Below are 12,544 nucleotides of genomic sequence, written 5' to 3' on the forward strand. Positions count from 1 at the left end.
GGGGCGTGGCAACAAGAAGGTGTGTTCTGATGAAGCTGCCGCCTTGCCGAGCTGAGACGGCGAGGCATGTGCCGCGCTTCACCCTCCCCCTTGTGGGGAGGGTCGGCAAGCAATCGGGAGCAGAGCGAAGGATTGCGAGACGGGGKGGGGGTATGAAGCATCCGGCAACGTTCATTGAGTGGAAAGGGCAAGGACTGGTGCGGTACCGAGGCTTATCAGCGATGTTTCAGCCAGTCGCAAAGGTCGGCAATCTGTCCAGACCTCCCCGCCCCCTTCGTCCTCGACCTGGCAGCACAGCGGAGAGTGTCGGGGACCCCAGGTCTCGACGGCCGATGACGGACGCGGATGGCAGGACGGAGCAGCCATAGCGCCGCTCCGCAACACCGACCGGCTTTATTCCATGGGCAAGCGATGATCCTTGAACTGTTCCCGCAAAGTCGTCTTCTGGATCTTGCCCGTGGCGGTGTGCGGAATCTCGTCCACGAAGGCCACGTCGTCGGGCAGCCACCATTTGGCGACCTTGCCCTGCATGAAGGCGAGAAGCTCCTCCCTCGACGGATTTTTGCCGGGCTTCCTGACGACGACCAGAAGCGGGCGCTCGTCCCATTTCGAATGGCGCACGCCAATAACCGCCGCTTCCGCCACATCCGGATGAGCGAGTGCCAGATTCTCGAGGTCGATGGTCGAGATCCATTCCCCGCCGGACTTGATGACGTCCTTGGCCCGGTCGGTGATCTGCATATAGCCGTAGCGATCGATATGGGCCACGTCGCCGGTATCGAACCAGCCCTGCTCGTCGAACTGCTCGGCCCCCGCCCCGCCATAATAGGAACTGGCGACCGCAGGCCCGCGCACTTTCAGGCGGCCGAAGGTCTTGCCGTCCCAGGGCAGGTCCTCGTTCTCGTCATTGGTCACCTTCATCTCGACGCCGAAAGGCGCAAAGCCCTGCTTTTCCTGGATGTCGAGCCGCGCGCTGCCTTCGAGACCGGCATATTCCGGTTTCATGGTACCGAGGCTGCCGAGCGGCGACATCTCCGTCATGCCCCAGGCATGGATAACCTCGACATCGTAATTCTGCTGGAACTTCTCGGTCATGACGCGCGGGCAGGCCGAGCCGCCGATCACCACCTTCTTCAGGTAAGGCAGCTTCTTGCCGGTCTCTTCGAGATATTGCAGCAGCATGAGCCAGACGGTGGGAACGGCGGCCGTGAAGCTGACCTTTTCGGTGTCGAGCAACTCGTAGATGGCCTCGCCGTCCATCCTCGGTCCGGGCATGACCAGCTTGGAGCCGGACATCGGGGCGCTTTGTGCCAGGCCCCAGGCATTGGCATGGAACATGGGCACCACCGGCATCACGACATCGCGTGCGGAAATGCCCATTGCGTTCGGCGCGCAGGCGATCATGGCATGCAGGACATTGGACCGGTGGCTGTAGAGAACGCCTTTAGGCTCGCCCGTCGTGCCGGAAGTGTAGCACATGCCGGCGGCGGTCCTCTCCTCGAACTCCCTCCAGGCGAAGTCGCCATCGGCCTCGGCCAGCCATTCCTCATAGGCCACCGCATTGGCAAGCGACGTCTCCGGCATATGCGCCTTGTCGGTCAGCACGATGACCTGTTTCAGCGACGGTACCTTGGAGGCGATCTTCTCCACCAGCGGCACGAAGGTCAGGTCGACGAACAGGCATTTGTCCTCGGCATGGTTCATGATCCAGACGATCTGCTCGGGGAAAAGCCGCGGATTGAGCGTATGATAGACGGCGCCGATGCCCATGGTGCCGTACCAGGCTTCGAGATGGCGCCCGGTATTCCAGGCCATGGTGGCGATGCGGTCGCCAAGCTTGTAGCCCTCGCGTTCAAGCCGCTGCGCCACCTTGAGAGCGCGTGTCCTGAGATCGGCATAGGTCATACGCACGATAGGCCCCTCGACGGATCGCGACACGATCTCGCGACCGGCGTGCTGGCTCGCCGCGTGATCGATGATCTTGTGGCAAAGCAGCGGCCATTCCTGCATCAGTCCAAGCATGCAACTCCTCCCGGAAACAAAACGATATAGGCTCTATTGTCAGCGGAAACGGTCCCTTGTCCAGAGGCAGAAATCGGGTTCACACCTTGCCGTGCGGCATGAAGTTGACATATTCAAGCCATTGTTCGCGTTGATTCTCGATCCCGTGGGGGTAATGGGGTCGAGCCTTGTCGAGGGTTTTCGTATGCACGCCCCTACTCCGGATATGCCTCAATCGGAGGTGAGCTCGCTCGAACTCGTGGAACTCGAGCTGGCGCTTCGGCATCAGGATTTCATCGAGCTGGGATTCGAGGGCTCCGTCCGCAAGGCGCTCGAACATATCGGCGGCACGCTGCTCTTCCACATGCGCATGAACGGCATGGCCGATTGCGACTGGGTGGCCGCTGTGTCGCTGGAATCGCCGGAGGAGCGGACGCTGGCACTTGTCGTGCAGCCGACGGATGGCGGACCTCTGCGCGTCGAGGATGTCGAAACGAGCAGCATCCCGGTTGCCCGCATCGCCTCCGCCTATGCGGGGCTCATGGACCGGCTGACCGGCGAGCCGGATCAGCAGTAGACCACATCCGAAACGTGAATGAACCAGCGCCTGCAAGCCGTTTACGCCGCGCGTGGCGGGCGGTTAGACTCCGGCATTCTGATCGGAGATGACAATGGACGGCAACCAGCCCCTGACCAATCTGCAGACCCGCGACATAGAGGCGGTCCTGCACCCCTATACGCCCCTGCACAAGCTCAAGACTTCGGGTCCGCTCGTCATCGAGCGCGGAGAAGGCGTCTTTGTCTACGATACCCACGGCAAGGCCTATATCGAGGGCATGTCTGGCCTCTGGTGCGCCGGCCTCGGCTTCGGCGACGAGGAGATGATAGAGGCAGCCACCGAGCAGCTCCGCAGCCTGCCCTACTACCACCTCTTCGGCGCCAAGGGCATGGAGCCGGCCATTGAACTGGCCGAAAAGCTGAAGGAAATAGCGCCGGTGCCGATCTCCAAGGTCTTCTTCACCTCGTCCGGATCGGAGGCAAATGACAGCCAGGTCAAGCTTGCCTGGTACATGAACAACGCGCTCGGCCGGCCGAACAAGAAGAAGATCATCTCGCGCATGAAGGCCTATCACGGCGTCACCGTGATGTCGGCCTCGCTGACCGGCCTGCCCTACAACCATATCGGCTGGGACCTGCCGGTCGACCGCGTAGTGCACACGGACTGCCCGCACTACTATCGCTTCGGCCAGGAAGGTGAAAACCAGGAGGAGTTCCTCAAGCGCATCGTGCAGTCGCTGCGCGACCTCATCGAGCGCGAGGGACCGGACACGATCGCGGCCATGATCGCCGAGCCGGTGATGGGCGCGGGTGGGGTCATCGTGCCGCCGGCCGGCTACTATCCCGCGATTAAGGAAGTGCTGGACGAGCACGATATTATTCTGATCGATGACGAGGTCATCAACGGCTTCGGGCGCACCGGCAACTGGTGGGGCTGCCAGACGCTTGGAATGACCCCGACCACCATCTCGGCGGCGAAGCAGATGACATCCGCCTATGCGCCGCTCGGCGCGGTGATGGTGCCGGAGGATGTCTACCAGGCCTATGTCGATCATTCGGAGAAGATCGGCACATTCGGCCACGGCTTCACCTATGGCGGGCATCCGCTCGGCTGCGCGCTCGGGGTCAAGGCCATCGAGATCTACCAGAAGCGCGACATCATCGGCCATGTGCGCCGGATCGCTCCCACCTTCGAGGCGCGCATCAGGAAGCTCGAAGATCATCCGCTGGTCGGAGAATCACGCGCTTGTGGACTGATGGGCGGTGTCGAACTGGTTGCCGACAAGAAATCGAAGCGTTCCTTCGACCCTGCCAAAGGCGTCGGCACACAGGCTGCGAAATTCGCCGAGAATCGCGGCGCGATCCTGCGCGCCATCGGAGACACGATCGCGCTCTGCCCGCCCATGATCATCAGCGAGGCCGAACTCAATGAATTGTTCGACCGGCTGGAAAAGGCGCTCGACGATACCGAGAGCTGGGTTTCGAAGGAGGACTTGCGGGCGGCATGAGACCGCCTTTTGGAAGGGAAGGATGTCTCATGTCCGGAACACCCAATCCCGCGTCCGGATTTGCGCAGAATCCGCAAAAGAAGATCACGGTGGAGCCGCACAAGGGCCGGGTGACCGTGAAGATGGAGGACGTGGTGATCGCCGCATCCTCGCAGGCAAAGATCCTGAAGGAGGACGGCTATCCGCCTGTCCTCTATATCCCTTTCGAGGATATCGCCTTTGCCCATCTCGAACGCACAACCACGAAAACCCATTGCCCCTATAAGGGCGACGCTACCTATTGGCGTCTTGGTGGCTCAGGCAAACCAGCCCATGACGTCATGTGGGCCTATGAGAACCCCTATGACGAAACGGCAGAAATCAAGGATCACGGCGCATTCTACACGGATCTGGTGAATGTGGAGACGGAGTAGACGGGCGTTACCCTACACGAGTTGATTTTGTAGGGTAACACGTTTACCCTACATCAGTTCTTCGCGTAGGGTAAAAAGGATGCGCTATCCCATCTCTGTGCATACGGTCTATCACGACCTCCTCGAAGCGCACCGTCAGCGAGCCGCAAGGAGCCATTCCGGCACGCCGTTCCTGAAGAAAGTTTCCGGTGGCAAATACTGGTACGCACGGCAGCGTGTCGGTGGAAAGATCATCGACCGTTACATAGGCCCTGATAGCGATGATCTGCGCACGCGTATCGAAGACATGCGTGAAGACATCGAAGACGAAAAAGTTTTTGAAAGGCGTTGCGCCTTACTTGTTGCCCAATTGCGCGCTGCCGGTCTGGTCACGCTTGATCGCCAGACAGGCAGCATTCTCAGCGCAATGGCACGGGCCGGCGTGTTTCGACTGGGCGGGACGCTGGTCGGAACACATGCTTTCCGATTGTACGGTGCGGAACTTGGCTTCGCTTTCGCCGGAACCCTGGCCGTAACGCAAGACGTCGACATTGCGGCTTTTGAAAATCTCAAGCTGGCAATTCACGACAAAGCCGATCCCTCACTTGCCGAAACCTTTAAGGCGCTTTCACTCGAACCTGCTCCGGGACTGGACCCGAAGGGCAGACCGACACGGTGGGCTATGCGTGGCGGAGGCGCCATGGTCGACTTCCTTGCTCCGCGCATGCAAAGCAGGCATGAGGTGGTTCGGCTCGATCCCCTGAATGTCTACGCTCAAACGCTCCCATTTCTGAACTTCCTCATCGCTGATCCCATCCCGGCGGTCGCCCTTTATCGGAGTGGCGTCCTGGTGCAGATCCCACGCCCTGAACGCTATGCCATCCACAAACTGATCGTCGCCCAGCACCGATCAGGTGCAGGATTGGGCAAGGTCGCAAAGGACTTTGCCCAAGCTCAGGCGCTTATCTCTGTTCTTGTCGAAGACAGACCTCAGGAGCTTACCATTGCGTACGAGACAGCTCTGGGAAACGGGCCGAAGTGGCGTGAGGCAATCGAACAAGCGCTCAAGCAGCGGCCGGAAATCAAGAAATTGCTCGGTCAGGCCGGGTAGACATGTTGTGGACCTCGGCATTGCGGCCATGCCATAACAAATTTGCAGGTTGTTATCGCGGGCTGGGAGCGGTTCCGGTGAGACTGCTATCCAGTTATCCGAAAATCGCAATTTTCGGATAACTTCCCTAACCAGGTTATACCCAATCCGCAAACTGGGTATAGCTCACTACCCTCTCCCCACCGCCGCCTGCGCTGCGGCCAGCCGGGCGATCGGCACGCGGAAGGGCGAGCAGGACACATAGTCCAGACCCACCTTCTCGCAGAAGGCGATGGAGGCCGGATCGCCGCCATGCTCGCCGCATATGCCGAGCTTGATGTCCGGCCGAGTCGCGCGGCCCTTCTCCGCACCCATGCGAACCAGTTCACCGACGCCCTCGATGTCGAGCGAGACGAAGGGGTCCTCCTCGATGAGGCCCTTCTTGCGATAGATTTCGAGGAAAGTCGCCGCATCGTCGCGGGAAATGCCGAAGGTGGTCTGCGTCAGGTCGTTGGTGCCGAAGGAGAAGAACTCGGCCGATTCCGCGATCACATGAGCGCGGATCGCGGCGCGCGGCAGCTCGATCATGGTGCCGACCAGATATTCGATCTCGACGCCCTTCTCCTTCATCACCTCGCGGGCCACCTGGTCGATACGCTCCTTGACGAAATTCAGCTCGGCCACGATGCCGACCAGGGGCACCATGATCTCCGGCACAACCGGCTTACCGGTCGCCTTCCCGGCTTCCACGGCGGCCTCGATGATGGCGCGGGCCTGCATCTCGGCGATCTCGGGATAGGAGACCGCCAGACGGCAGCCGCGATGGCCAAGCATGGGGTTGAATTCATGCAGCGCCTCCGTGCGCTCGCGCAGCTTGTCGGCCGGAACCGACATGGCCGCCGCCACTTCCGCGATCTCCTCCTCCGTCTTCGGCAGGAATTCGTGCAGCGGCGGATCGAGCAGCCGGATCGTCACCGGCAGGCCGGCCATGATCTCGAAGAGCTCGACGAAATCCGAACGTTGCATGGGCAGGAGCTTGGCGAGTGCCGCCCTCCGGTCGCTCTCCGAATCGGAAAGGATCATCTCGCGCATCGCGACGATCCGCTCCTCATCGAAGAACATGTGCTCGGTGCGGCAAAGGCCTATGCCTTCCGCGCCGAAGGAGCGTGCCATGCGCGCATCGGCCGGCGTCTCGGCATTCGCCCGCACGCGCATGCGCCGCACCTTGTCGGCCCATTCCATGATGGCGGCGAAATCACCCGACAATTCCGGCTGCAGCATGGGCACGGCACCCTTGAGGACATGTCCGGTGCCGCCGTCAATGGTGATGATGTCGCCCTTCTTCAGCACCGTGCCCATCGCCATCAGCATGCCCGAGCGGTAATCCACCCGCAGCGACCCCGCCCCGGAGACGCAAGGCTTGCCCATGCCGCGCGCCACCACCGCCGCATGGCTCGTCATGCCGCCGCGCGTGGTCAGGATGCCTTCTGCCGCATGCATGCCATGGATATCCTCCGGGCTGGTCTCGACGCGCACCAGGATGACCTTGCGGCCCTGCGACTTCAGGTCTTCCGCTTCCTCGGAAGTGAAGACGATCTCGCCGGTGGCAGCCCCCGGCGAGGCCGGCAGGCCGATGCCGATAATGTCGCGCTCCGCCTTGGGGTCGATGGTCGGATGCAAAAGCTGGTCGAGCGAAGCCGGGTCTATGCGCGTGACCGCTTCCTCGGGCGTGATCAGCCCTTCGCGGGCCATGTCAACGGCAATCTTCAGCGCCGCCTTTGCGGTGCGCTTGCCGGACCGCGTCTGCAGCATCCACAGCTTGCCGCGCTCGATGGTGAATTCGAGATCCTGCATGTCGCGGTAATGCTTTTCGAGCTTTTCCGAGATCGCGACGAAGGAGGCGAAGGCCTCCGGCATCAGCTTTTCGAGCGACGGCTTGTCCGAACCCGCCTCTATGCGCGCCGCCTCGGTGATGTTCTGCGGCGTGCGGATGCCGGCCACCACGTCCTCGCCCTGCGCATTGACCAGAAATTCGCCGTAAAGCGCGTTCTCGCCAGTCGAAGGATTGCGCGTGAAGGCGACGCCGGTAGCGGAAGTCTCGCCCATATTGCCGAAGACCATGGCCTGCACATTGACCGCCGTGCCCCAGCTTTCGGGAATGCCATGCAAGCGGCGATAGGTGATGGCGCGCGGGTTCATCCAGCTCGAAAACACCGCGCCGATCGCGCCCCATAGCTGCTTTCGCGGCTCCTGCGGGAAAGGCTCGCCGAGTTCCTCCTCGATCCTGGCCTTGTAGATGCCGATCACCCTTTGCCAATCCGGGGCGGTGAAATCGGTGTCCACCTCGTAGTCGAGGCGCGACTTCTCGTCCTCGAGAATTTCCTCGAACATCTCGTGGTCGAGGCCCAGCACGACATTGGAATACATCTGGATGAAACGGCGATAGCTGTCATAGGCGAAGCGCGCATCGCCGGAATCGGACGCAAGCGCCTCCACGGTCTCGTCATTGAGGCCGAGATTGAGGACCGTATCCATCATGCCCGGCATGGAGGCGCGGGCGCCCGAGCGCACCGAGACGAGCAACAGGTTCTCCGGGTCGCCGAAGCGGCGGCCGGCTATCCTGCCCACTTCATCGAGCGCCGCGTCGACCTGCTCTTCCAGCTCCTGGGGGTAGCTCTTGTCATGGGCGTAATACCAGGTGCAGACCTCGGTGGTGATGGTGAAGCCGGGAGGCACCGGCAGGCCGAGGCTGCACATCTCTGCGAGATTGGCGCCCTTGCCGCCCAGAAGTTCCTTGTCTCCCGCCCGGCCTTCCGCCTGGCCGTCACCGAATTTGTAGACCCATTTGGCCATGCTTCACTCTCCCGAAACTGTCCGGCTGATCTGCCGATAAACGATAATCTGTGGCTGCTCCATGGCGGGCGTGCTGCGTCGCAACATAAAAATCGATTAAGGTGGAATTTCCCTCCTCCGTCTCCCGGCAGTGGCCGAACGGACTCCCTACCCTATCTGAACGGCAAGGAAAAAGATCGACAAAGCATTTCAGGATCATGATTTCAAAACCTTCTTCCGCAATCGCCAGCCGGAAACAACCGCTCAGGAGCCAGGCCGACAGCGGCATGAGCCTTTATCCTGCATTCCGCGGCGAGGGATAAAGGCATGCAGGAAAAGACCCGGAAGCACGGCTCCCGGCCGCTGGAGGACTACGGCCTTATCGGCAACATGATCTCTGCGGCCCTTGTCAGCCGCGACGGCTCGATCGACTGGCTCTGCCTGCCGCGTTTCGATTCGGCCGCCTGCTTCGCCGCTCTTCTCGACACGCCTGAACGGGGCCGGTGGAAGATCGCGCCGGCGGATCCTGAATTCCGCGTCACCCGCCAATACATCCCCGGCACCGCCGTGCTGGAGATGAAGTTCGAGACGGATGCCGGCGCGGTGCATCTCATCGACTTCATGCCGCCGACCGACGACGAGGAAAAGGTCGATGTGGTGCGCATCGTCCGTGGTCTGAGCGGCGAGGTCACGATGGCCATGGATCTGACCCTGCGCTTCAATTACGGCCAGCCGTGCCGTGGGTCCGCCGCCGCGACTACGGGCTGAGCGCCGTCGCAGGCCCGGACGCCGTGGAGCTCCACACGAATGTCGCCCTGCAAGGGCACGATATGAAAACCACGGCGGAGTTCACGGTCAGGGAGGGCGAAACCGTTCCCTTCACGCTTTCCTATCACCGCTCGCACAAGATGCCGCATTTCGTGCCCGACAGGCTGGAAAGCCTCAACCGGGCCGTCTCCTGGTGGAAGGAATGGTCGAAGCGATGCGCGTTCAGGAACGGCAACAAGGCATGGGACGAAGCCGTGCAGCGGTCCCTGATAACGCTGAAGCTTCTGACATATCGGCCGACCGGCGGCATCGTTGCAGCACCGACCACCTCGCTGCCGGAATCCATCGGCGGCCAGCGCAACTGGGACTACCGCTACTGCTGGATCCGTGATTCCACACTGACGCTCTATGCCCTGCTCAATGCGGGCTATCGCGAGGAGGCCGAGGCATGGCGGCAATGGCTATTGCGGGCCGCCGCCGGTCATCCGCATCAGTTGCACATCATGTACGGAATTTCCGGCGAGCGCTGGCTGCCCGAAAGCGAGATTCCCTGGCTTTCAGGCTATGAGGGCAGCAAACCGGTGCGCGTCGGCAATGCCGCCTCGGCGCAGAGCCAGCTCGACGTCTATGGCGAATTGATCGACGCGCTGCATGCGGCGCGCCATGCCGAACTCATTCCCTCCGACGACGCATGGCGCTTCCAGAAAGTGCTGCTCGAACATGTCGAGCGCATCTGGCGCGAGCCCGATCACGGCATATGGGAGGTGCGCGGCCCGCCGCGGATCTTCACCCATTCCCGCCTCATGTGCTGGGTCGCCTTCGACCGAGCCGTGAAAAGCTGCGAGGATTTCGGCCTGCACGGCCCGGTGGACCGCTGGCGCGCGATCCGCGAGGAAATCCACCGCGACATCTGCGAAAACGGCTTCGATACCAGCCGCAATGCCTTCGTCCAGCATTACGGCGGGACTGCACTGGATGCCGCATTGCTGCTCATTCCGCAGATCGGTTTTCTTCCGGCCGGTGATCCGCGCGTCATAGGCACGGTGAAAGCGATCGAAGACGAACTCCTGCATGACGGCTTCGTGCTGCGCTATTCGACTGAAAAGGTGAATGACGGCGTCGGCGGACGCGAAGGCGCATTCCTCGCCTGCTCCTTCTGGCTGGTGGATGCCTATGTGATGCAGGGCCGGCTGGATAGGGCCGAAGAACTGTTCGAGCGGCTGTTGAGCCTGCGCAACGATCTCGGCCTTCTGGCAGAGGAATATGATCCGGCCCTGAAGCGACAGGTCGGCAATTTCCCGCAAGGCTTCTCGCATATCGGCCTGATCAACAGCGCCTTCAACCTGACGCGCGCCGACGGCCCCGCGCAACAGCGCGCCGAAGGAACGCCGAGCAGGTACAGCGCCGATCTCCACCATCCGGCAAGGACGATATAGCGGCGGCACGTTGCGCGAGATCAAACGATCATGAGAGAATTTTAGGATGCCCCCGACGACCCGACAACGGCTTCGCCTGTCCGGAGGTACGGAGTTGTCCTTCATCACGGCAGGTGACGCATCGAAGCCCGCAGTGCTTCTTCTGCACGGATTTCCGAGTTCCGCGCGAATGTTTCGGGCGGTCGTGCCCGAACTCTCGCGAGCCGCCTATGTGATTGCGCCTGATCTGCCCGGATTCGGGGAATCCGGCGTTCTGCAGACGGTATCCTTTGCCGCATTCGGCGAGGCAATCTCTGAACTGTTGGACCGGCTCAAGATCGGGGCGCGCTATATCTACCTCCATGATTTCGGGGCGCCTGTCGGCTTTCATCTAGCCATGAAGCAGCCAGAGCTGGTTTCCGGGCTCATCATTCAGAACGCCAACGCCCATCGAACGGGGTTCGGCCCGCAATGGGCGGCGACGCAAGCCTATTGGTCACTGCCGAGCGAGGAAAACGAGGCCGCGGCAACCGCGCATCTGACATTCGAAGGCACCCGCGACCAGTATGTCGCCAACGTTCCGCCGGATGTGGCCGCGCGAATACCGGCTGCAAGCTGGGAGGAGGACTGGCGGGTGATGTGCTTGCCGGGCCGGATGGACACGCAGCGAGCGCTGATTGCCGATTATGGAAACTACGTCGCCCGATTCGGGGCTATTGCCCAATATCTCGCACGCCGGCAACCACCATCCCTGTTGCTCTGGGGGCGGCATGATGCATTCTTTGAACTCGCCGAGGTTTTGTCCTGGATGCAAGCTCTGCCAAGGATGGAAGCCCACATTTTTGATGCCGGCCATTTCCTGCTCGAGACGCATGCCGCCGACGCAGGGTCCCTTATGCTCGACTTTATCGGCCGCGCCCGCAACTGATGCCCCAATCAACCTTGCAAACGCATCCGGACCGAATTAGAACAAATAGAGAACATATGGGAGAGCGACATGCGCGAGACAGGGAAGCTGGATTATCTTGAACTTTCGGCGGCCGGCGGTGCGCTCGACAGCGTGAAGGCCTTCTACAGCGCCGCCTTCGGCTGGTCGTTCACCGATTACGGGCCGAGCTATTCCGCCTTCGATGAAGGACTGGAGGGAGGGTTTCAGACTGAAGCGAATGCCAGGCCCCTGCCGATCGTTTACTCCGACAATCTCGAGGAGACGCTGAAATCGGTCGTGTCCGCAGGTGGCAGGATAATCCGTCCGATATTCTCCTTTCCCGGCGGAAGACGCTTCCATTTTGCCGATCCCGCGGGTAACGAATTGGCTGTCTGGAGCGAAGCGGACTAAGGAGATCTGCATGCATACGGGAAGCTGCCATTGCGGCCAGATCAAGTTCGAAGTCGAGGGGACATTCGAAGAGGTAAACGAGTGCAACTGCTCTCATTGCAGCCGCAAGGGCTACCTCCTGTGGTTCGTGCCGCGCGGGCGGCTTTCGCTGAAGACGCCTGAAAGCGCGATGTCGACCTACAGGTTCAACAAGCATGTCATCGATCATCATTTCTGCCCGAATTGCGGCTGCGCGCCTTTCGGCTTCGGCAAAGCACCAGACGGGGCAGAAATGGCAGCGGTGAATATCCGCTGCATCGAAGGAATAGAGCTTTCCGGGGTGAAGCGGATACCCGTGGACGGGCGAAGTTTTTGAGCCGGGCCTGAACCTAGAGCGTTTCAGGTTTTGACGGAAGCGTATCCTGCGCTTTCGAGATAATTGCTGCATTCGGTTGGTTGGATTGTCGAGACGAGATGTCCGACGTGGCGCCAGGTATCCTCGATGGTGGGCTTCTGGGCGGCTCGCATCCAGTGCTTGATCTTGGCGAAGGCCTGCTCGATGGGATTGAGATCGGGCGAGTAGGGCGGCAGATACCAGAGCCTGGCGCCGGCTGCCCGGATCATCTGTTTGATGGCGACCGATTTGTGGGAGCCGAGATTGT

11 protein-coding genes and 1 pseudogene are annotated in these 12,544 nt (G+C 61.3%); 8 read left to right on the forward strand and 4 right to left on the reverse strand.

Annotation, left to right across the window (positions count from 1 at the left end; all coding sequences use genetic code 11):
- Positions 1-393: 393 nt before the first annotated feature.
- Positions 394-2,022, reverse strand: a complete 1,629-nt coding sequence (locus L598_RS18310; protein WP_144864954.1) for a fatty-acid--CoA ligase — start codon at positions 2,020-2,022, stop codon at positions 394-396.
- 220 nt (positions 2,023-2,242) lie between these two features.
- Here L598_RS18310 and L598_RS18315 point away from each other — a divergent pair, with 220 nt between their 5' ends.
- From L598_RS18315 to L598_RS18330, 4 genes are all read left to right on the forward strand, one after another.
- Positions 2,243-2,578: a hypothetical protein gene (locus L598_RS18315; protein WP_246658826.1), complete on the forward strand. Its 336-nt coding sequence runs from the start codon at positions 2,243-2,245 to the stop codon at positions 2,576-2,578.
- A gap of 94 nt (positions 2,579-2,672) precedes the next feature.
- Positions 2,673-4,067: an aminotransferase gene (locus tag L598_RS18320; protein ID WP_144864958.1), complete on the forward strand. Its 1,395-nt coding sequence runs from the start codon at positions 2,673-2,675 to the stop codon at positions 4,065-4,067.
- Positions 4,068-4,096: 29 nt separating this feature from the next.
- Complete coding sequence (locus L598_RS18325; protein ID WP_144864960.1) at positions 4,097-4,480, forward strand: DUF427 domain-containing protein; 384 nt, start codon at positions 4,097-4,099, stop codon at positions 4,478-4,480.
- A gap of 79 nt (positions 4,481-4,559) precedes the next feature.
- Positions 4,560-5,570 carry a GSU2403 family nucleotidyltransferase fold protein gene (locus L598_RS18330; protein WP_144864962.1) on the forward strand — a complete coding sequence of 337 codons (1,011 nt, stop codon included), beginning with the start codon at positions 4,560-4,562 and terminating at the stop codon, positions 5,568-5,570.
- Between the two features lie 168 nt (positions 5,571-5,738).
- Here the strand turns inward: L598_RS18330 and ppdK are convergent, their stop codons facing one another.
- Positions 5,739-8,402, reverse strand: a complete 2,664-nt coding sequence (gene ppdK / locus L598_RS18335; RefSeq protein WP_144864964.1) for a pyruvate, phosphate dikinase — start codon at positions 8,400-8,402, stop codon at positions 5,739-5,741.
- The gene (locus tag L598_RS18340; protein ID WP_144864966.1) at positions 8,374-8,670 is read right to left on the reverse strand and encodes a hypothetical protein; all 297 of its coding nucleotides are present in this window, start codon (positions 8,668-8,670) and stop codon (positions 8,374-8,376) included. The genes ppdK and L598_RS18340 overlap by 29 nt, the downstream gene beginning before the upstream one ends.
- A 38-nt stretch (positions 8,671-8,708) precedes the next feature.
- Between L598_RS18340 and L598_RS18345 the strand changes: the two are divergent.
- The 4 genes and pseudogenes from L598_RS18345 to L598_RS18360 all read left to right on the forward strand — a co-directional run bounded on the left by L598_RS18345 (position 8,709) and on the right by L598_RS18360 (position 12,258).
- Positions 8,709-10,585: pseudogene (locus L598_RS18345) on the forward strand (glycoside hydrolase family 15 protein).
- Positions 10,586-10,631: 46 nt separating this feature from the next.
- Positions 10,632-11,492: an alpha/beta hydrolase gene (locus L598_RS18350; RefSeq protein WP_144864968.1), complete on the forward strand. Its 861-nt coding sequence runs from the start codon at positions 10,632-10,634 to the stop codon at positions 11,490-11,492.
- A gap of 69 nt (positions 11,493-11,561) precedes the next feature.
- Positions 11,562-11,903, forward strand: coding sequence for a VOC family protein (locus L598_RS18355; protein ID WP_144864970.1), 342 nt, complete (start codon positions 11,562-11,564; stop codon positions 11,901-11,903).
- Positions 11,904-11,913: 10 nt separating this feature from the next.
- A complete protein-coding gene (locus L598_RS18360) occupies positions 11,914-12,258 on the forward strand; it encodes a GFA family protein (RefSeq protein ID WP_144864972.1) in 345 nt (114 codons plus the stop codon).
- Between the two features lie 23 nt (positions 12,259-12,281).
- Here L598_RS18360 and L598_RS18365 read toward each other — a convergent pair.
- Positions 12,282-12,544 (reverse strand): transposase (locus L598_RS18365; RefSeq protein ID WP_186445093.1); only part of this gene is annotated, 263 nt, incomplete at its 5' end.

Source organism: Mesorhizobium sp. J18 (assembly GCF_007829525.1).
Classification (GTDB): Bacteria; Pseudomonadota; Alphaproteobacteria; order Rhizobiales; family Rhizobiaceae; genus VLJP01.

Coding starts and splice junctions, on each gene's coding strand:
- L598_RS18325 (WP_144864960.1), top strand. CDS start 4,097: ATGTCCGGAACACCCAATCCCGCGTCCGGATTTGCGCAGAATCCGCAA.
- L598_RS18350 (WP_144864968.1), top strand. CDS start 10,632: ATGCCCCCGACGACCCGACAACGGCTTCGCCTGTCCGGAGGTACGGAG.
- ppdK (WP_144864964.1), bottom strand. CDS start 8,402: ATGGCCAAATGGGTCTACAAATTCGGTGACGGCCAGGCGGAAGGCCGG.
- L598_RS18340 (WP_144864966.1), bottom strand. CDS start 8,670: ATGCCGCTGTCGGCCTGGCTCCTGAGCGGTTGTTTCCGGCTGGCGATT.
- L598_RS18320 (WP_144864958.1), top strand. CDS start 2,673: ATGGACGGCAACCAGCCCCTGACCAATCTGCAGACCCGCGACATAGAG.
- L598_RS18355 (WP_144864970.1), top strand. CDS start 11,562: ATGCGCGAGACAGGGAAGCTGGATTATCTTGAACTTTCGGCGGCCGGC.
- L598_RS18360 (WP_144864972.1), top strand. CDS start 11,914: ATGCATACGGGAAGCTGCCATTGCGGCCAGATCAAGTTCGAAGTCGAG.
- L598_RS18330 (WP_144864962.1), top strand. CDS start 4,560: ATGCGCTATCCCATCTCTGTGCATACGGTCTATCACGACCTCCTCGAA.
- L598_RS18310 (WP_144864954.1), bottom strand. CDS start 2,022: ATGCTTGGACTGATGCAGGAATGGCCGCTGCTTTGCCACAAGATCATC.